Below are 20,231 nucleotides of genomic sequence, written 5' to 3' on the forward strand. Positions count from 1 at the left end.
GCGGACGGGCGAACGACGTCGAACCCTTAGCAATCGCAAACGGAAGGACTACAATATGAGCTACGATCAGAACATCACACTCGGCGGAATGTTCGACATCGGTCTTGCCGCGCGGCGCGAAGTTCTCGGCGCGGCCTATGTCGACAAGTCGATGCAGTCGACCAATGACTTCATGATGTCGTTCCAGCACATCACCACCGAATGGTGCTGGGGCTATGCGTGGAATCGTCCGGGCCTCGATCGCAAGACCCGCAGCATGCTGAACCTCGCAATGCTGACGGCCCTGAACCGCGCGCCGGAAATCAAGCTGCATACCCGCGGTGCGATCACCAATGGCGTCACTGTCGACGAGATCAAGGAGGTGCTGCTGCACGCCACGGTCTATTGCGGCATCCCGGCCGGCCTCGATGCGTTCAAGGCCGCCAACGAAGTGCTCAAGGAAATGGGTAAGGTGGAGTAAGCCGCCGGCCTAACAACGACACCTCAAACGCAAATTCAACTGTCCGCTTGATCTGCGCAAGATCAGGCGGACTTCGTTATTCGCGGCGATGATACGCACAAGAGCAATTGGCGCAGATATCTACGCCGGAAGCTTCTGTTGTACCCATGCCAGTCCCGCAAACTCAGGCAGCGGGCTTGGATGCCGTGGACGTGGATGCCGCTGGTGCTGCCTGAGCCTGGGGTTCGACCGTGGCCTTGGCGAGCGCGTTCCTGAGCGCCTGCTCCTTGGCATCGTCCAGGGACGTCTTCAGCACAGTGCCGCCGGCGTCCTGGATTTCCTTGAGCACCTTGTCTGCAGTGATGCTCTTGATGAGAACGAACAGCGCCGCATTTCCCGGCTGAAGGCTTGCCGATAGCTCCTTCATGAAGTCGTCATTGATGCCATAGTCCGTCAGTGCCCCGCCCAATGCACCGGATGCGGCGCCCAGTGCTACGCCGAGAAGGGGATTCAGGAACAGCACGCCGATCAATAATCCCCAGAAGCTGCCGGAGGCCGCGCCGGCCATGGTGGTATTCATCAGCTGGTTCAGCTTCACGGGGCCGGCTTCGGTTTTCACCGCGATAACGGCATCGCTGATCGTGATCAGATATTCCTTCTGCAGCTTGAACAGACGCTGCCGCACCTCTTCGGCTTTTGCCTCGGATGGATAGATGATCGCAACGAGATCTGACATTTCTATTCCTCCTGACTGAGAGATTTCTATGGTGCCACGTGGCCTTCGTCGTTGATGGTTCCTTCTGCCGCTATGCTGCCTTGGTTCTCAGCTGCCACGCGTAAGCGAGCCACGCCAGACCGTGGGAGATCATGTCGACGGCCAGCAGAGAGCCGAGGACCCACAGGCCCGTCCTGGGAAAACCTGTCAGAATAACCAGACCTGCCAGAACGCCGAACAGTCCTGAAGCCAGCATGATCCAGCCCCCGTTGCTCCAGCGGCTAAATCCAAGCAGCACGCGAATGACGCCGGAAACCAGCAGCAATATACCGAGGACATAGGTGAGGATGATCGCGCTGGCGACGGGTTGCTGCACCAGTACGATGCCGAATGCGATGTAGAGAATGGCGAGGAGGATCTGCCAGAGAAATCCTCCCCATCCCTTGGTCCAGAACGCATGGATCATTTCGAACGCGCCAGCGGCAATGGCCGTCCAGCCGATGAACAGTGTGCTGATGACGGTAGCAAGAACGACGTCGCCGAGGATCAGCAGCCCGGCCAAAATCAGAACGATGCCAAGCAGTACGCATATCCAGAACGGCGGTGAAGACAAGCCGGTGACGCTTACCGAGGAACTATTGCCATACGTCGTCATCTTGTCCTCCCGCTCCTGCGTTGCTTTTGCGCTATGAATTGAGGCCGCTCGTGTCACCGCGCATGCGCTTCATACCATCAGCGCCAAGCGCAGACGCGGCGACCATGGCGCCACCAACACACACGGCGACGACGTCGCCACGATCGATGCGGATGGTGAAGGACCCTGCGTGGCGGCCGGCCTGCCACAACCACCTGGGCGTTTTCGGTGAGGGGCTCCAGCTTGTTGGCAAGGTCTTTCTGCAGCGGGATTGGCGCGGCCTTGGCAGTCGTCAGAAAGACGCTCGTGCCAAGGCCCGTGGCGACCGCGCTGAACAGAAGGCCCTGCAAGAGGTTTCGCCGATCCATCGCTTCCATAGAACTTCTCCTTTCAAGAATAGAAAAGGAACGTCAGGGATATAAGGAGGAACCGGAACTGCACGGCAGAGCCGATAATCGTAGCGACTCCGAATGGCGACGGCATCGCAAGATCAACGGTGAGGCGCGGACGTGCATGGGCCCGCAAATGGCGGCCGCGAATGATAGTTCACCCATGAAAGCTGTTGTGAAGCGGCGACGGGTTTCAGGCGCCAGCCCTTGAACAGTCTCCGACCAGGTCGATTGCCCAGTCGGGACATCAGGCCGTTCAGCCTGTGTTGCGATCGATTGCGAGTCCATGGGACTCCGTTCCGGCTTTTTATCAGCCTGATTTTTGATATCGCACGGGGCGAATGGATATTACCAAAGGCGTAGTCCGTCAATCAGAACGGGAAGATGCGCTCGATATGGGTATGCCTCGCTGTCTCAATTTTCAGAAGTCTTGAACCGCCTAATTAGATCTGCATGCCGCAACATGTTTGAGAAATTGAGTGATATTTTCAGTGACCTGTCTCTATTTGCCGCGCTCATCTCTCGCCATGCTTCGGTAATTACATCATACGAGCGGTGATGTTGCATCGGGTCAAACCCTGACGCGCGCGGATGTCGTCGAAGATGTGATAGCGTCACTCTGGTGAGAGGAACATGCCTGCTCACAAGAGGCGATGCCATGAAGAGAGGGGATGCGGGAGACGACGAGCCAACGAAGGAGTGGAACAGGGAAACGATCGACCCGCGTAGGGGCGATATCGAGGACGATGCCGCCAGTCCTGAACAGCGAACCCTGTTCTCCATGGCGGGGAGCCTGCTTGTTGAAGTCAGTCTGCCGAAGCTCCTGTTTGCCTGGACGGTATCGTTGTTATTGCCAGCGGTGTCGTTGGGCCTCGCGGCATTGGTCGCCTCTGCCTGGCTCTCAACTCTGTCGGACAAGGTTCTCGTCCTGACCGAGATCGGCGCGCTGCTGGTGGCAATCGGGATTGTCGCGCTGGGGTGGATCGGCTGGAAGCCTCTGTTTCGGTTCGCCGAGGTCAACTTCTGGTCTCTTAACGCGCTTGCCATCCAGCCCGGATATGTCTTCGGCCGCGAAGGCTTGCAGCATCTGACGGAGAAGGTGCTGGGGAGACATCTGACCGTGCATGGCAGAGCGCGGCTCCGCGCGGTGAATTCGGCCGCGGCGGGAATCGCCATTTCCATCTGCGCCGTGGCGGTCGCGATGTGGGCCTGGCCGGCCTCGCGCTGGACAGGAGGTCTGGAGGATCTTGGTGTTCCTCATCGTTTGATCATTCCGACGCTGGCAAATGCCGCAGTCTTGATATGCGGCTATCTTGCCGGCGCATCGCTTGTCTGGGGCTTGGCCGATGCCCGTATGGCGCAGCCAGTTGATCTTGTCGCGTTCGATGCAGCACCGACACACACCAGGATCTGGCGCGTAGCTCACTTGTCGGACCTCCATGTGGTTGGCGAACGTTATGGTTTTCGCATTGAAAGCGGGCGCGCGGGGGCGCAGGGAAACGAGCGTCTGCAGCAGGTGATGGCGCGGCTGGCCGCCATTCACGCTGTTGATCCGCTCGACCATGTGCTGATCAGCGGCGATATGACCGATGCCGGACGGACGACCGAATGGGCGGAGTTCCTGGACGTCCTGTCGCGCTATCCAGACCTCTTTTCGCGTACGTTCGTGCTGCCCGGAAATCACGATATCAACATCGTGGACCGGGCGAATCCGGCCCGGCTGGATCTCCCGTTCAGCCCGGGCAAACGGCTGCGGCAGGTCCGCACGCTTTCGGCCATCGCTGCCATTCAGGGCGATCGCGCGTTTGTTGTGAAAGACGGAAAAGGTCATACAACGACACTCAACGACGTGCTGGCGCCGTATCGCCGTCAGATGGCCGATTTCGCGGATCTCGGTGGCCTGCAGCGTGCAGCCCGGTTACGTGGGGTCTTCGATGACTTGTATCCGATGGTGGTTCCGCCTCTGGAGGAGAATGGAATCGGCATAGCGCTGCTCAATTCCAATGCTGAAACACATTTCTCCTTCACCAATGCACTTGGCCTGGTCTCGATCGAGCAGACCCGCCGGCTGGAGGCCTTTATCGCTCAGTTCCCGAAAGCGCGTTGGATAATCGGATTGCACCATCACCTGATGGAGTATCCGATGCCAGTGACTGCGTTCGCTGAACGCATCGGCACGGCGGTGATCAACGGCAGCTGGTTTGTACGTCGGCTGAAGGCCTTTGCTGATCGGGCCGTCGTCATGCACGGGCATCGCCATATCGACTGGATCGGCACCTTTGGATCGTTGAAGGTCATTTCGGCTCCGTCACCGATCATGGCCGCTGCTGATGCGGCCAGCACGCACTTCTATATTCACAGGCTTGCGGCCGGGCCGGGTGAGCAGCTTTGCTTGCTTGAGCCGGAGCGGATCGACGTGCTGGCGGGCGCGAGTGACCGAGCGGATGCGGCGGAGGATACGACTGCCAGATCATCGATCGCGTAATGCGATCACTCGCAATCGTCTGCGGAAATGTATCGACCAGAAAATAGCGCCGGGCGCATCGCGTTATAACTATTCGAATCGAAATCGAGTCAGCTTGCGAGTTGTGCCTGACGTGGCGATCTTGCGGCGCTGAATAGCCACTGCCATATTCTCGCGCAGAAAGTGGAGGCTCCCATGATCAAGAAGGCCCTGCTTGGACTTTTCGGTGCATCCCTTTTGCTTTGCGTTTCATCGCTGCCGGCTTCCTCTGCCGCATTCAGGGCAGGAACGCTGACATGTATGAGCAATCCCCGGATTGGCCTGATTATCGGCTCGCGTCAGACGCTGCGATGCGTGTTCAGGGTACGAAATGCGTCACGGCAGTACATCTATGAGGGAACGGTGCGCCGTATCGGCCTGGATCTCGGGGTGACTCCGTCGAGCGCGCTGGTCTGGCGGGTCCTTGCCCGAAACTCACAGGTCGGCCGGGGTACGCTCCGTGGAAATTACGTCGGCGCGAGTGGCAGCGTTGCGTTTGGCCCGGGTCTGGGCGCGAATGTTCTGATCGGGGGATCTCGCAGGACCGTGATGCTCCAGCCACTGTCGCTTGAGCGCCAGATTGGCGTGAGCCTTGCCGCGGGAATAGCGACGATGACGTTACGCTAGCGTCACTGACCTGATTTTTGTTGCCGGCGCAGCCGCAATTGTCGCTCGCTCGGAGGTCGCGGCATGGCGTGCAAGCGTGGTCGCCCCCTGCGGTGCAGTGTCTGTCCTTGAGGTTGCCGCGGTTGTTCTACGTTGAGCGGGGACGCTGGTGTCTTCAGGCGGTTGGTGCGGACATCGTCCCGAATTGCTTCAGAATCCAGCCTTTGACCACGCTCGACGGAGTCGCGAGGGTCTGCAGTCGCGGAGAACGCAGCGCACAAGAAAATCACCCCTGAACCTGCCGCAGCAATAAAGCGCTTCATGATATCTCCTGCTGAGGATCGCCCGAACGAAAACTCTTAAATGAAAAAACTGCGCATCTCCATGCGGCCTAAACGCAGCTTCCTGGTTTGTCAGATCCGCTAATCGTCGCTTAGCCCAAGGCGCCGGCGAGCTGCTTCGATGTCCGATGTATCTTCGTCCGATGTGTCTTCGTGACCGGCAACCGGATCGCCCCGCGAGGCGGGCCGTGAAGACGCCGTTCGCTCAGATCGACGCGTATCCGTCCGGAGCGACCAGAAAGCCATGGCAAGGCCGATTACGAAGACCACAACCAGAATCAGAAAGAGCGCCGATTGCTTGATCCAGGAGATCGCGGGAACTGCCAGTGCCATCGAGAGGCCGAGAAAGCCCATTTGCAGCGACATAAGGTTCAGCCCGGCGAGAAAAGTGCCAAGCGCCAGCAACATCAAAAGCACGAGACTCGTCGCAGGCGCAGGCAGAAGCTGTTGAACGCCCGCCAGCAGCATGATGTTCATCGTAACAAGAACCGCGATCCAGTGAAGCGCTTGCGTCCATACCAGTCGAACCCGAGCCTGCCTGTCGTCGAGCTCGGTCCATTCAGTCACGACGCATACGACACCAATTGCGAGGGCGAGGAACTCCCAATAGCCAATGAGCGGTTTGCCTGAAAAATTCGTATAGGCCACGCCCGCGATTGCGAGCGCGAGGATCGCGAGAAAGGGGAGCTGCCTGAGGACGATACTTCTCGTTCTGAAGCGAATGTCCTCAGTATCCCGGCTCGGCGGCAGGTCCAGTTCACTCATCGGCGATCCAGTCGTAATTCTGTCCGCTGTCGCGAATTCCGAAACGGCGCTGCCTCCTTCAAAAAGCTAGCCTAAGCTTCTGTGAGGCCGATGCGATATCGGATGATCACCTTAGGGGACCTAGGGGATTTCCCGATGAGTTCGCAGGCATCAATTTGTTTCCGGTCTGGCTGGGGCGTCGCCGGACGCAACAAATGCAGGCGCAATCGGCGTTCCCTAATCTGGATCCTGCATCTCGCCCTAGGGGAAACACCTGATTGTACTGGTGGTAGCGTCAATGATCTGCTGGGATTTCTCGGCTCGTCGGACATTCCCTGCGACCGCCGTGCCGGCACGCCTCGTTGCTCGAAGACGATCGAGAAAGGCTATGAGAAACCGTTCGACCGAAGGGGCACAAGTCGGGCGAATAGAAATGAAGCTTCGCAAGGTATCGCAGCTCTTCGATACGCTCGATCCGTCTCCGTTCCGCGAGACTGATCTCGCGCTACAGGCTGAGGATTATATCGTTGATCGAGTGCTGGAGTTTTCCGACCGTGTCCCAATTGAAATCGTCATCTATCTGCCGCCTGACGAACTGCGGAAAACGAACGTATCCGATATCGCTGCCGCCGTCAGATACTACTTTGGCCTTCGAAGTCAGGCCGTCTCGCGTGAACTGAGCGAGTTATTCAAGACCGGCCGGCTGTCACTCGTCGTCGGAATGGTGATCCTTTTCATTTGCCTCTTGCTCGGCTGGGTCTTCGCTCAGCGAATGACGGAGGGACCATTTTCAAGGGTTCTGTCAGAGAGCTTTCTTATTCTAGGCTGGGTTGCGATCTGGAAGCCTTCGGAAATCTTTCTTTACGCCTGGCCACCCGTTGCAGCTCGCAGAAAACTCTTTGACCGGCTTTCCAGGGCGGCTGTTCTGCTCGATGAGGACGACACCGTGTTGTCGACTGCAGAAGGTGAAAACGGATAGCCGGAACGATCTCGGAGGGACCCGGAAACGGTGCCCTCCTATTGCTGCGCCAATACCGGTCCTTCTTCATTCGACCGCTCATCGTCGAGCGTCAGGTTCAATAGAAAAATGGGAACATCATCCAATTCATCCGATCAGAAGCTCTCGCGCGGCGCGTTGATTGCGCTCGTGGTTGGCTCGATGGTCGGCTCCGGGATCTTTGCATTACCATCGGCATTCGGTCGCGCCACGGGCGGTCTCGGCGCCCTGATTGCCTGGTGCATCGCCGGCACCGGAATGCTGATGCTCGCTTTCGTCTTTCAGACGCTGTCCCGGCGTCGGCCCGATCTCGATACGGGCATTTTCGCCTATGCTGAAGCTGGCTTCGGCGACTATGCCGGCTTTGCATCTGCGGCCGGTTACTGGATCGGATGCTGCCTTGCCGATGTTGCGTGTCTTGTGCTGATCAAAGCGACATTGGGACAGTTCTTTCCGGTGTTTGGCGACGGCACCACACCCGTTGCGATCGCGGCCGCATCGTTGCTGCTCTGGAGCGTTCATATCCTCATCCTCCGGGGCATCAAGGAAGCTGCCGCACTCAATACGATTGCGACATTCGCGAAGATGATACCGATACTCCTTTTCATCATCGTTGCCACTTTTGCGTTCAAGGCTGACGTCTTCGCGGATAATTTCTGGGGTGGTGAGGAGCCGAGCTTTTCCAGTGTGTCGAACCAGGTTCGCAACACGATGCTTGTCACCGTATTCGTGTTCGTGGGGATCGAAGGAGCAAGCGTCTATTCGCGCTACGCAAAGGACCGTAACGATGTCGGGATCGCGACGGTTCTCGGCTTTCTTGGTGTGCTCGCTTTGCTTGTCCTGGTCACCATGCTGTCCTACGGAATTCTTCTGCGCCCGGAGCTGGGCGCGCTCGCGACGCCCTCGATGGCAGGCGTACTCGAAGCGATCGTTGGGCCTTGGGGCAAGGTATTCATCAGCATCGGCCTGCTGATCTCCGTGCTTGGAAATTACCTGTCCTGGTCATTGCTCGCCGCCGAGGTTCTCCATTCCGCAGCCGTCAGTGGCACGATGCCGCGCTTCCTCACGCGCGAGAACGTCAACAAGGTACCCGCGGGCGCGCTGTGGCTTACCAACTGCCTGATCCAGCTTTTCCTGCTCGTCACCTATTTTGCTGAATATGCCTTCACGCTGGCATTGAAGATGACGAGTTCAATGACGCTCATTCCCTATCTGTTTGTCGCTGCATATGCACTTAAACTCGCATGGACCGGTGAAACATATCAGGCGGAGCCACGTAGCCGCGCTGTCGACTGGGTGCGCGGTGCGCTTGCCACGATTTACGCGGCTGTGATGATTTACGCAGGCGGTCCCACCTTCCTGCTGCTTTCGGCACTTCTCTATGCACCGGTCACAATCCTGTTCGTGATCGCGCGGCGGGAACAGAAAGCGACGGTCTTTGCGTCTGCCGAGGGAATCCTGTTCGGAGCGATCCTCGTGGCAGCCGCTGCTGGCCTCTACAATCTTGCGATGGGCAATATTTCCATCTAGTCGGAGCTTCCCGCGTCTATCTAAGGTGAGGACCGTCGTTCAGGTCATCTCCCAGGCAGTCCTCTACATAGAGCCGAAGAACGGCGACGCGCCCGATCGCGAATAGCGGCATCGCAAGCGCAATTCCCAAGACGCCGAACAGAGAGCCGAGCAGGACGATGGCGACCAGCGTCCATGCGGGCGGCAGCTCCACCGCGCGCCGCTGAATGAGCGGGCCGATCACATAGCCCTCGATGGATTGAATAACGGTGTAGATTCCGATGGCCCAGATCACCATCGAGGGACCAAGCGGCATTGCCACCAATCCCACGGGGATACTGGCCAATATCGGGCCGAGATAAGGCACGAAGTTCGACAGACCGGCCTGCAGGCCAAGCAGAAAGGCGCTTGGAAGGCCGAGCAAATAGAGCGCCAGCCACACGCAGGCGGTCATCAGGACGATCCGGATCAGTTGTCCCATGAGCCATGAGCGCAGCACGGCGCCCATTTCATCCAGAACAGAACGCATGCGCTCGCGTGAGGCGGGCTTGACCAACAATACGACGCCGTCGCGATAGGCCTGCGGATCGAGCGAAAAGAGAAGGCCGAGAAATATGATGACGAGCGTATTGGCAAGAAAACTCGAGGCGGTCCCGACGGCCGATTGCGCGTGGCCAAAGAGCTTGTCGTGATCGGGAAACCAGCGGGAGAAGTCGCGCCCTCCGTCCGGGCCGAACAGATCCACGCCAAAAGCCAGCAGACGTTGTTGCAGGATATCCAGTTGGGCGTCCATGACGCGCATCAGGATCCGGGCCTGCTGGGGGATTTTTCCAATCCCCCATATTGTCCCCAGCACGACCACTGCAGTCAGGATGACGATCACGATGGCTAGCCGCCACGCGCGCCCGATCGGAATGTATCGACCAAGCGACCGAGCGCAGGCATCGAGAAGCGATGCAAGCAGGATCGCCGCAAATATGATGAGAAGGCTGGACGACGCGCGCCATGCGAGGAAGATGCCGCTGGCAACACCCAGAATAACGAGTGCTCCCCCGAGGGTCAGCCGCCGGCCGGCGTTCGCGCCTGCCGTCGGAAGATCCTGACTTCGAACGTCCTTGGCTAGGATGGCTTGATCCACTCTCGGCTCAGGCATGGTCCCCCACATTTCCTATGGCAGCTAGGGTCCAATCAGTTTCATGCGAATTGCATACCGGACCAGTTCGGCAGTGGAGGAAACTCCAAGTTTGCGCATGGCGGATGCGCGGTGGGCTTCGACAGTTTTCACGCTGAGATTCAGTACCGTGCCGACGGACTTGTTGGTGTGTCCTTCGGCGATCAGCTGAACAACGTTTTGCTCGCGTAACGACAGCAGGACTTTCGATTTGTCCTTCTTGCTGGCCAGGTAGTCGTGAAGCAATTTTTCCACGACCACACCGGTGAAGTAAGGCCGGTGATTGAGTAATGCGTCGATCGCTGCAATGAGATGATGTCGCGCATCTGACTTTAACAAGAAGCCTCGTACCCCTGCCAAGAGGGATTCGGTGAGGATTTCATTGCTTTCATGCATTGTCAGGATGAGCACCTCCGTCCGGGGGTAATGCAACTTGATCTGACGGCTCACCTCCAGACCATTCAGGACGGGCATGGAATAGTCGACAATTGCTATATCGGGCTTCAACTCCCTGATCATGGCGACCGCGGCCCTGCCATCGCTCGCTTCTCCGCTCACAGCCCAGTCCGCACGGCTTTCGACGATCGCGCGCAATCCGGATCGCACGACTTCATGATCGTCTGCAATCAAGATCTGCTTCACAGTGCCGTTCCCATTCGTTGGAACCACTGGCCATGTCCAATTGACGAAAGCAGCTCGCTAGAACGACCGCCTCGAAATGATATGCGTCACGGCTGCCAAATCCGTGAAGGCCGTCGACCATGTTTGCGCAATCACGCTTCTACTAGATTGTTTCGTACGGCGTACCGAACCAGACCTGCAGTCGATTTTACGTTAAGCTTGCGCATCGCTGCAGCTCGGTGGGTCTCGGTCGTCTTGATACTCAAATTCAAGGTCTCGCTTACACGCTTATTGCTGTAACCCTCGGCAACCAGTTTAACGATTGTCTTCTCGCGCGGCGAAAGCGATCGGCTTGTGCCAATATTTCCGTCAGCTGATCCGACCATTGTGCCGCAAGTCTCGCCGGCATGAAACGATCTGTGATGCATCAGTGATTCAACGGCCGCCAGGAGCATTTTGTTGGCATCGGATTTTCGCAGGAATGCGCGAACGCCAACTTGAGATGCCTGTAGCTCGAGCGCGATCGAGTCGTGCATCGTGAAGATAAGCACCTCTGTTGGAAGTTTGTACTCCTTCATCCGCCTCGCAACTTCGAGGCCGGTCATGAATGGCATCGAGTAATCAACGATAGCGACATCCGGCTGCTTCTCGATGGCGCAAGCAACGGCTTCTTTACCATCGCGAGCCTCGCCAACGACCTCCCATCCGGGACGTCGTTCCAGAATTGCACGAATTCCAGCCCGCACCGCGTCATGATCATCGGCTATCATAATCTGCTTCATGGTCCTTAGTACTCCGATGTCATTTCCTTACAGGCGGCAAAATACTTTCATCGAGAAGATCCAGCCCCTGGAGTTCGTTGCCCTCGCTGAGCGTCAGATTGTTGAATCCGTTAGCTGACCTTTAGCCATGCGACGGTCGGATCTTCGTCGATCCTCGGCCGCCCTGGTGGATATCCGCTGGTTTGTTTCCTTTGCGCGAGATGGCTCGTGGAATAGTCGCGTACACCGTTGTCCCGCTACATGCCGCTGTGGATGACGAGTGGATCTCAAATGTGCCTCCCATCTGATCCAGTCTCGTTCTCATGGCCGGAATTCCAACACCAAGCGGCACTGCCTTATGGCGATCTCTCGCCTGAGAAATCGGCATTCCGCAGCCATTATCGCTGATCCGAAGCGTGACGTTGGTATCTGTGGCCTTGACCGAGATATTCACCTGCGTCGCTTTCGCGTGCCTGAAGACGTTCGCGAGCGCTTCCTGGATAACTCTCAGCAATGAGCGCTGCGTTTCGTTAGGCAATGCATCGACCGCAGCATCGATCTTGAGACGCGTTTCCAGCGATGTCCGCGATGAAAGCCCCACCACAAACTCCTCGATCGCCGACTTCAATCCGCCGTCGAGCAAATTCTGGGGATGCAGGAGGTAGGTGAAAGCCCTGATTTCCCTAAGGGCCTCACAGATCGACGCGTCGGTCTCATCGCAAATTTTTATAGCGCTGCCGATGCCAGCAACGGCGCACCTCATTCGCATCATATTCAAACTAGCGGCCAGCAGATGCTGGCAAGTCGAATCGTGAAGGTCTGATGCAATCCGCTGCTGCATATCCTCCTGAAGCGCTAAGAGCTGCTTACCAGGGCCTGATTTGCCAAGTTTCAATTTTGTTCGTGCACTAGCAGCGCCGTTGAAAGTGTCGTGAACCACGATCTTTTCCCGAACGTGAATTCGACACGAGTCGTCTACCTGAGCCTTGTGGGCCATCATGTAGTCCGATGCATCTTGGATCGAGTGGCGAGTAACCACTAAGGTTAAATGCCATCGTTCTCTTGCGCGAAGTTATCCTTACTAAATACCCTTGATTGAATCGGCGTCAAGTAAGATGTCGCCAGATCGTCCGATGTCGCGACTGACTGTACTCAGTCTCAAAATATACGAAGTAACAATAGAAGTAATTTCAGTTAATTGCCGCGTTTGCTCTGCACAAGGAACCTCATCGTCTTCAACTGAGCGCTTGAATCTTGCTGCGGTTTGAGAGTGTCAGCACGGCGCCAGAGAATCGTTGGTGCGATCAGTAGTTTCCCCGATACCGGGTAGATATCCGCACCCCCAGAATAGTTTGAGTCATAGAAGAATTGGCGGGCAGGCGATCACGCAGGCAAAAGCCAGCTATCTGCTTTTGCGAGGTGGTCAGCGAATCTGGTGTGCAATTTTGCTCAGCGAGGGTTTCTTCATGCCTGCGTATGCGCGTCATGCCTTCCTATGTCGAGTTACACGATATAGGACGATTATAATTATTCTAACCATTGTGCCGGCGTTTCTGCTGACCGCGTGCGGCAGAGAGTCTGATGAAGCCGCTCCTGTCGTGCGGCCCGTGCGTACAGTCACTGTTGCGAAGAGCATTGCGGGCGCGCCGCTTTCATTCACCGGCCGTATCGAAGCGGAAGACGAGGTGGCGCTGGCATTTCGCATCTCGGGCCGACTGATCGAAAACAACGGGAAAACCGGAGATCGGGTTCAGCCCGGTCAGGTCATCGCGCGGCTTGAATCCCAGAATGAGTTGAACACGTTGCGCCAGGCCCAGGCGGCAGTCGCGGCCGCGCAGGGGCAGCTGACCCAGGCACGCAATCACTTCGATCGTCAGCAGACGCTGCTTGCACAGGGCTGGACCACCCGCGTCAACTACGACCAGGCAACGCAGGCGCAACAAACCGCTCAATCGCAGGTCGATGCCGCCGAGGCCCAGCTCAAGACGGCACATGATCTGGTGAGCTTTACCGAGCTGAAGGTGGACGCACCTGGCGTCATAACCGCTGTCGGACCTGGCGCCGGAGAGGTTGTCCAGGCCGGGCAAATGATTCTCAGGCTGGCGCGGCAAGATGGCCGCGATGCAGTCTTTGACGTACCGGCTCAATTTTTTCGATCGGCACCGAGCGATCCGCAAATAACCGTCAGCCTGACCGACGATCCCGCGGTGACAGCTCACGGTCGTGTCCGTGAGGTCGGCGCCCAGGCCGATCCCGTCACGCGCACCTTTGAAATCAAGGTTGGCCTGACGGATCCGCCGGCCGCCATGCGGCTTGGCGCGACCGTCGTGGGGCGCATGGAAATGGATGCCGTCCCCATGATCGAGATCCCGGCATCGGCATTGACGAGGGCCAATCAACAGCCCGCAGTCTGGATTGTCGATTCCGCGAGTCGCACGGTTTCGATCCGAAACGTGGACGTCTTGCGCTTCGAGCAAGCGCAGGTCGTGGTGTCTCAGGGACTCGACACGGGAGAGGTCATCGTGACCGCGGGTGTGCAGGCGCTGCACCCCGGCCAGAAAATACGTCTTCTTGGGTCAGAGCAATGACCGGCTTCAACCTCTCGGAATGGGCACTTAAGCACCGCTCCCTGGTGGTTTATGTCATGATTGTTGCCGTTATCTTCGGTGTCCTGTCCTACTTCCGCCTCGGTCGCAGCGAGGACCCGTCATTCATCATCAAGACGATGATCGTTCAGGCGGCATGGCCCGGAGCAACGGTTGAGGAGACCGTCAAACAGGTCACCGAGCGGCTTGAGCGCAAGCTGCAGGAAACACCGCATCTGGACTTCCTGCGCAGTTTCACGCGGGCAGGCGTCACCACAATCTTCGTCAACCTGCAGGGGAACGCGAACGCCGCGCAAGTGGCCGACACCTGGTATCAGGTCCGCAAGAACATTGGCGACATCCGCCATACGCTGCCGGCAGGGGTGGTCGGACCCGGGTTTAACGATGATTTCGGCGATACGTTCGGAATTATCTATGGCTTTACGAGCGACGGTTTCACGCACCGCGCGCTTCGCGACTATGTGGAAGGCGTCCGCTCGAAGCTTCTTCTAGTCCCCGACGTATCGAAGATCGAGTTGCTGGGAGCTCAGGACGAGCGGATCTTTGTTGAATTTTCGATGAAGGAACTGGCAAGCCTTGGCATCGACCGCACCGCACTGCTGTCCGCTCTCCAGACGCAAAATATCATAAGGCCAGCTGGCACGATTCAAACGGGCGACGAGACACTATCGCTTCGGGTATCGGGTGCATTTCAGTCCGAGCAGGATGTCGCTGACATCAATTTCGTTGCTGGCGGGCGCATGATCCGCCTGAGCGACATCGCCCGGATTACGCGCGGCTATTCCGATCCGCCGCAGCCCCTTTTTCGCGTCAACGGCGAGCCAGCCATTGGCCTGGCCATCTCGATGCGTGACGGCGGAGACATTCTCGCGCTCGGCAAGAGTCTCAAGCGGGCGATGGCCGCGATCACGGCGGATCTGCCAATTGGCATCGAACCGAAGCTCATCGCCGACCAAGCTGTCACGGTCGAGAGCGCCATCTCCGAATTCATGATGTCATTGCTGCAGGCAATTGCCATCATTCTCGTGGTGAGTTTTATCAGCCTTGGCGTGCGCCCGGGCCTGATCATTGCGCTGTCCATACCGCTGACACTCGCCATCGTGTTCCCGATCATGAAGCTTGCCGGAATCGACATGCAGCGCATATCGCTCGGCGCGCTCATTATCGCGCTCGCGCTCCTCGTCGATGATGCGATGACCACCACGGATGCCACCCTGAACCGGCTGGCTGAAGGCGACGACAAGGTTCAGGCTGCCAGCTTTGCCTTTCGCACCTACGCGTTCGCCATGCTGGCGGGAACACTGGTGACCATCGCGGGCTTCGTGCCTGTCGGCTTTGCCGCGAGTTCTGCGGGAGAATACACGTTCTCCCTCTTTGCCGTTGTCAGTATTGCGCTGATCGTCTCCTGGTTCGTTGCCGTGATCTTCGCTCCGCTGATGGGCGTTGTCATCCTCAAGCCGCCGAAGGAGCGCAAGACGGATGCCCCCGGCAGAGTTTTCAGGTGGTATCGCGGCTTTCTGATATTCGCCATGCGGGCGAAATGGCTGACCATCGCGCTCTCGCTGGTGCTTTTCGTCGGCTCGTTTCTTCTTCTCCCGTTCATCCCCCGGCAATTCTTCCCGTCGTCCGATCGTCCGGAATTGCTCGTCGATATCAGCCTGCCGCAAAACGCATCCATTTATGCCAGCCAGACAGCGGCACAGAAATTCGATGCTGCCCTGCAGGGTGATCCGGATGTTGCGCGCTGGAGCACCTATGTGGGCCGCGGTGCTATCCGGTTCTATCTTCCGCTCAATGTTCAGCTGCCAAGTGATTTCTTTACCCAGTCAGTGGTCGTCGCAAAGGATGTCGCGGCGCGTGAACGCATCCGCGCAAAGCTGGAGACGCTGCTGGCGAATGATTTTCCCGGTGCGATTACACGGGTCTCGCCTCTCGAGCTTGGGCCGCCGGTCGGCTGGCCCGTCCAATATCGCGTCAGTGGTCCTGACGCAGGCACGGTGCGCGAAATTGCGTTCAAGCTTGCCCAGGTCATCGCCGCCAATCCGAAGGCCAATGGTGTCAATTTTGACTGGATCGAGCCGGCAAGGCAGGTGCGTATTCGGGTCAATCAGGACAAGGCGCGTTTGCTGGGGTTGAGTTCTCAAGCCCTGGCAGGCGTGCTGAATACGGTCATCTCAGGCACCACGGTCACCCAGGTTCGCGATGATATCTATTTGATCGATATCGTTGCTCGCGCGGTCGATGAACAGCGCGTCTCATTGCCCAACTTGCGTAGTTTGCAAGTTCCGCTGCCAGGCGGGCAGACGGTTTCGCTCAGCCAGTTTGCAACTTTCGAATACGAGCAGGAATATCCCCTGATCTGGCGGCGCGATCGTGTCCCGACCCTGACGGTGCAGACGGATATCACCGCCGGTGCAATTCCGGAATCCGTCGTCAATTCGCTGACGCCGGCCATTGCGGCTCTGACGAAGACCATTCCACCATCCTACAGGATCGTTGTTGGCGGAACGGTCGAAGAAAGTCAGAAATCGCAGGCATCGGTCATTGCCGTTGTGCCGGTGATGCTGCTGATCATGTTTACGGTCCTCATGATCCAGCTCCAGAGCTTTCAGCGGCTGTTTCTGGTCCTCAGCGTCGCGCCCCTCGGGCTCATCGGTGTGGTCGCTGCCCTTCTGCTGTCAGGCCGACCGCTCGGCTTCGTTGCGATTCTGGGCATTCTCGCGCTGCTCGGTATGATCACAAAAAATGCGGTGATCCTGATCGGCCAGATCGACGCCGAACGCGATGAAGGGAAAAGCGTGTGGGACGCCGCGCTGGATGCCTCAAGCTCTCGTTTTCGCCCGATCATGCTGACGGCCGTGTCGACCGTGCTCGGCATGATACCGATCGCCCCAACGGTGTTCTGGGGCCCGATGGCCTTTGCGATCATGGGCGGGCTGTTGGTTGCGACGGTTCTCACTCTGATCTTTCTGCCCACATTGTATGTGGCATGGTTCAGGGGAAAAGAGGGGACGTCGGACCCACTCCGATCGACGCAGGCATAGTCAGGTCGTACCTGTGTCGCGCCGTCGCCCGTTTCGGCACTTAGGGTAACTCCCGGTCTTCAACCTAGGGCATCACCCGATATCGTGGTGCGTCCCGAATGTGCTCTTCTTTCCAGTAGTTGATGTTGGAAGGGGACGCCGGTGCAGGACCTGATGTTATTTGCATCTGCCCGCGCCTTGTGCGCACCGGCGTGGCTCCTGCGCCAGCCCTATGAGGCTGCGCAACACAATCGATGCGCGCGTCCTTCGCGGCCGAACCTTTCTCAAACCCGTCACTTTCCTCAATCCTGTCGATGCGTCTTGCAGGCCCCGGTCGCAGGTGGTCGCCTGCATGTCCCATTTGCTGCAGGCCGACCGCTTCTGCACATGGGAGTGCTTTGGCCATGAGCAGTGCAGGTGACCAGAAATTGCCGCTTTGGACGCTCACGGCCATGGTGGTTGGCGGCATGGTCGGCGCTGGCGTGTTTTCGATACCGCGTAACTTTGCGCAGGCCACCGGCATCTATGGAGCGCTGATAGCGTGGGCCGTCGCCGGTGCCGGCATGCTGATGCTGGGATTTGTGTTTCAGACGCTGGCCAATCGCAAGCCGGATCTCGATGCGGGCGTCTACGCCTATGCGCGCGAGGGGTTCGGGCCCTATGTCGGCTTCTTCTCCGCCTTTGGCTACTGGGCCAGTGCCTGCGTCGGCAACGTATCCTATTGGATTCTGATCAAGTCGACGCTCGGCGCGTTGTTCCCCGCGCTCGGTCAGGGCAATACGGTCACTGCCATCGCACTATCGTCGGTAGGTGTCTGGGCGTTCCATTTCCTTGTGCTACGCGGCGTCAAGGAAGCGGCAGCGATCAACAAGATCGTGACGATTGCCAAACTCATTCCGCTGCTGTTGTTCGTCGTCCTGTCGATCTTCTTCTTCAAACCGGATGTGTTCGTCGGAAACCTCTGGGGCGGCGCAAGCGGGGACTACGGAAATCTCTTCGCGCAGATCAAGGCGACGATGCTGGTAACGGTCTTCGTGTTTCTCGGCATCGAAGGCGCCAGCAACTACTCCCGCTTCGCGCAACGGCGCGAGGACGTCGGTATTGCGACTGTGACGGGATTTCTGGCCGTGTTGGCCTTGTTCGCGTCGGTGTCCATTCTTGCATACGGCATCCTCCCCCGCGAAGAACTGGTGCAATTGCGTCAGCCCTCGGTTGGCGGCGTGCTCGAAGCGGCCGTTGGTCATTGGGGTGCCATCTTCATTGGCATCGGCGTGATTATCTCGGTGCTCGGGGCCTATCTTGCCTGGACCCTGATGGCCGCCGAAGTGCTGTCGGTTGCGGCGAAGCGGCGGGACATGCCGGCCTTCCTGGCTCGCGAAAACGCAAACCAGGTCCCGTCAATGGCGCTCTTGATGAGCACGTTGCTGGTTCAGGCTGTGCTCATCGCGACGTTGTTTTCCGACGATGCCTTCACCTTCGCTCTGTCGCTGTGCAGCCACCTGTCGCTGATTCCGTATTTCCTCTCGGCGGCGTTCGCGTTGATGCTGGTCTACCGCAAGGAAACTTACGAGACCGATCCGAGCGATCTTCGTAAGGACACGATCATTGCAGTCCTGGCGACGGCCTACACGATCTTCCTTCTGTTCGCCGGCGGTATGAAATTTCTACTGCTTGGTTTCATCATCTACGCGCCCGGCACAATCCTGTATTTCATCACACGGAGGGAGCTCAACAAGCAGCTCTTCACTCCGGCAGAATGGGTCCTGTTCGGCGTCGCTGTCGTCGGATGCGTAGTCGGCATCCACGGTCTCGCCACCGGCTATATCAGCATCTAGGAAATCGATGGGAGTTCATGATGGCCAGCGCAAAAAAAGTCCCGTTTGGTGTGCACTCTGAAGTTGGCCAGCTGCGCAAGGTCCTGGTCTGTGCCCCGGGTCTTGCCCATACACGCTTGACCCCGTCCAACTGCGATCAGTTGCTGTTTGACGACGTGCTCTGGGTCGATAATGCGAAGCGCGACCACTTCGATTTCGTCACCAAAATGCGGGACCGCGGCGTCGATGTCGTTGAGATGCATAACCTGCTCGCCGAGACGCTGGCAGTCCCGGAGGGCAAGGCCTGGATCCTCGACAATCAGGTCGTGCCGAACCAGGTTGGCCTTGGCTTCATCGACGAGCTCAAAAGCTACCTGTCCGGGCTGGAAAACCGAAAACTCGCGGAAACGCTGATCGGTGGCCTCTCGACCCATGACTTTCCCGAAGCACATGGCGGCGCGGCACTCAGGATGGTGAAGGAGGCCGCGGGGGCGACTGAATATCTTCTGCCGCCGCTGCCGAACACGCTCTATACGCGCGATACGACCTGCTGGATCTATGGCGGTGTCACCCTCAACGCGCTGTATTGGCCTGCGCGACATGAGGAAACGATCCTCACCACAGCGATCTACAAGTTTCATCCCGATTTCGCCGGCAACGTTAATGTCTGGTGGGGCGACCCGACAGAGGACCATGGACTGGCCACGCTGGAAGGCGGCGATGTGATGCCCATCGGCAAGGGGGTCGTGCTGATCGGCATGAGCGAACGCACCTCACGCCAAGCGATCAGCCAACTTGCCGCGACCCTCTTTAAAAAGAAGGCCGCGGAGCGCGTCATCGTTGCGGCAATGCCCAAGATCCGCGCGGCGATGCATCTCGATACTGTCTTCACATTCGCCGACCGCGACTGCGTGCTGCTCGCGCCTGACTTCATGAACCAGACACGTACCTATTCCTATCGTCCGAGCGATCATCCGAGCGGTGTCGAGTTGCATGCCGAGAAGAAGTCGTTTGTCGGCGTTGTAGAGGAAGCGCTGGGCCTCAAGAAGCTCCGCGTGGTCGAAGCCGGTGGCAGTGACTACCAGCGGGAACGGACCCAATGGGACAGCGGCGCCAATCTCGTCTGTGCATCGCCGGGTGTCGTCTATGCCTATGACCGCAACACTTACACCAACACATTGCTGCGCAAGGAAGGCATCGAGGTGATTACGATCGTCGGCGCCGAACTCGGTCGTGGCCGTGGTGGTGGTCACTGTATGACCTGCCCGATCATCCGCGATGCCGTGGATTACTAACGCAATCGACCATTCTCTGCTCGGGGGAGCGAGATCGTGGGACTGTTAATACCGAAGCCAGCA

Annotated in this window: 16 protein-coding genes; 9 read left to right on the forward strand and 7 right to left on the reverse strand. The window is 58.1% G+C overall.

Annotated elements, in window-relative coordinates:
- Window positions 1-55 precede the first annotated feature (55 nt).
- The gene (locus tag AC1DUY_RS10255) at window positions 56-460 is read left to right on the forward strand and encodes a carboxymuconolactone decarboxylase family protein (RefSeq protein ID WP_170849614.1); all 405 of its coding nucleotides are present in this window, start codon (window positions 56-58) and stop codon (window positions 458-460) included.
- A gap of 163 nt (window positions 461-623) precedes the next feature.
- On the opposite strand, the gene AC1DUY_RS10260 is transcribed toward AC1DUY_RS10255, so the two are convergent.
- Both AC1DUY_RS10260 and AC1DUY_RS10265 read right to left on the reverse strand, forming a co-directional pair.
- The gene (locus AC1DUY_RS10260; RefSeq protein WP_478113974.1) at window positions 624-1,175 is read right to left on the reverse strand and encodes a DUF1269 domain-containing protein; all 552 of its coding nucleotides are present in this window, start codon (window positions 1,173-1,175) and stop codon (window positions 624-626) included.
- 70 nt (window positions 1,176-1,245) lie between these two features.
- The gene (locus tag AC1DUY_RS10265) at window positions 1,246-1,809 is read right to left on the reverse strand and encodes an HdeD family acid-resistance protein (protein WP_478113976.1); all 564 of its coding nucleotides are present in this window, start codon (window positions 1,807-1,809) and stop codon (window positions 1,246-1,248) included.
- A 1,026-nt stretch (window positions 1,810-2,835) separates the two neighbouring features.
- Here AC1DUY_RS10265 and AC1DUY_RS10270 point away from each other — a divergent pair.
- The gene (locus AC1DUY_RS10270) at window positions 2,836-4,662 is read left to right on the forward strand and encodes a metallophosphoesterase family protein (RefSeq protein ID WP_478113978.1); all 1,827 of its coding nucleotides are present in this window, start codon (window positions 2,836-2,838) and stop codon (window positions 4,660-4,662) included.
- A 174-nt stretch (window positions 4,663-4,836) separates the two neighbouring features.
- Entirely contained in the window at window positions 4,837-5,307 is a 471-nt protein-coding gene (locus AC1DUY_RS10275; protein ID WP_478113980.1) for a DUF992 domain-containing protein, read from the forward strand.
- Between the two features lie 401 nt (window positions 5,308-5,708).
- On the opposite strand, the gene AC1DUY_RS10280 is transcribed toward AC1DUY_RS10275, so the two are convergent.
- On the reverse strand, window positions 5,709-6,392 hold the full coding sequence (locus tag AC1DUY_RS10280; protein WP_441230936.1) for a hypothetical protein: 684 nt from the start codon (window positions 6,390-6,392) through the stop codon (window positions 5,709-5,711).
- Window positions 6,393-6,804: 412 nt separating this feature from the next.
- On the opposite strand from AC1DUY_RS10280, the gene AC1DUY_RS10285 reads away from it, so the two are divergent.
- Entirely contained in the window at window positions 6,805-7,350 is a 546-nt protein-coding gene (locus tag AC1DUY_RS10285; RefSeq protein WP_441230935.1) for a hypothetical protein, read from the forward strand.
- Window positions 7,351-7,458: 108 nt separating this feature from the next.
- Window positions 7,459-8,898, forward strand: coding sequence for a basic amino acid/polyamine antiporter (locus AC1DUY_RS10290; protein WP_478113982.1), 1,440 nt, complete (start codon window positions 7,459-7,461; stop codon window positions 8,896-8,898).
- Between the two features lie 16 nt (window positions 8,899-8,914).
- Here the strand turns inward: AC1DUY_RS10290 and AC1DUY_RS10295 are convergent, their stop codons facing one another.
- The 4 genes from AC1DUY_RS10295 to AC1DUY_RS10310 all read right to left on the reverse strand — a co-directional run bounded on the left by AC1DUY_RS10295 (window position 8,915) and on the right by AC1DUY_RS10310 (window position 12,370).
- Window positions 8,915-10,015, reverse strand: a complete 1,101-nt coding sequence (locus AC1DUY_RS10295) for an AI-2E family transporter (protein ID WP_478113984.1) — start codon at window positions 10,013-10,015, stop codon at window positions 8,915-8,917.
- A 39-nt stretch (window positions 10,016-10,054) separates the two neighbouring features.
- On the reverse strand, window positions 10,055-10,690 hold the full coding sequence (locus AC1DUY_RS10300) for a response regulator transcription factor (RefSeq protein WP_093757590.1): 636 nt from the start codon (window positions 10,688-10,690) through the stop codon (window positions 10,055-10,057).
- A gap of 131 nt (window positions 10,691-10,821) precedes the next feature.
- A complete protein-coding gene (locus AC1DUY_RS10305; protein ID WP_478113987.1) occupies window positions 10,822-11,451 on the reverse strand; it encodes a response regulator transcription factor in 630 nt (209 codons plus the stop codon).
- A 121-nt stretch (window positions 11,452-11,572) separates the two neighbouring features.
- Window positions 11,573-12,370 (reverse strand): sensor histidine kinase, encoded by a 798-nt coding sequence (locus AC1DUY_RS10310; protein ID WP_478113989.1) that lies wholly within the window; start codon window positions 12,368-12,370, stop codon window positions 11,573-11,575.
- A 526-nt stretch (window positions 12,371-12,896) separates the two neighbouring features.
- Between AC1DUY_RS10310 and AC1DUY_RS10315 the strand changes: the two genes are divergently transcribed.
- From AC1DUY_RS10315 to arcA, 4 genes are all read left to right on the forward strand, one after another.
- Window positions 12,897-14,018 carry an efflux RND transporter periplasmic adaptor subunit gene (locus tag AC1DUY_RS10315; RefSeq protein WP_478114061.1) on the forward strand — a complete coding sequence of 374 codons (1,122 nt, stop codon included), beginning with the start codon at window positions 12,897-12,899 and terminating at the stop codon, window positions 14,016-14,018.
- Window positions 14,015-17,080, forward strand: coding sequence for an efflux RND transporter permease subunit (locus AC1DUY_RS10320; RefSeq protein WP_478113991.1), 3,066 nt, complete (start codon window positions 14,015-14,017; stop codon window positions 17,078-17,080). The genes AC1DUY_RS10315 and AC1DUY_RS10320 overlap by 4 nt, the downstream gene beginning before the upstream one ends.
- Before the next feature lie 383 nt (window positions 17,081-17,463).
- Complete coding sequence (locus AC1DUY_RS10325) at window positions 17,464-18,894, forward strand: basic amino acid/polyamine antiporter (protein WP_478113993.1); 1,431 nt, start codon at window positions 17,464-17,466, stop codon at window positions 18,892-18,894.
- Window positions 18,895-18,914: 20 nt separating this feature from the next.
- Complete coding sequence (gene arcA / locus AC1DUY_RS10330) at window positions 18,915-20,168, forward strand: arginine deiminase (protein ID WP_068730411.1); 1,254 nt, start codon at window positions 18,915-18,917, stop codon at window positions 20,166-20,168.
- Window positions 20,169-20,231 lie beyond the last annotated feature (63 nt).

Source organism: Tardiphaga sp. P4_G1, from assembly GCF_056401215.1.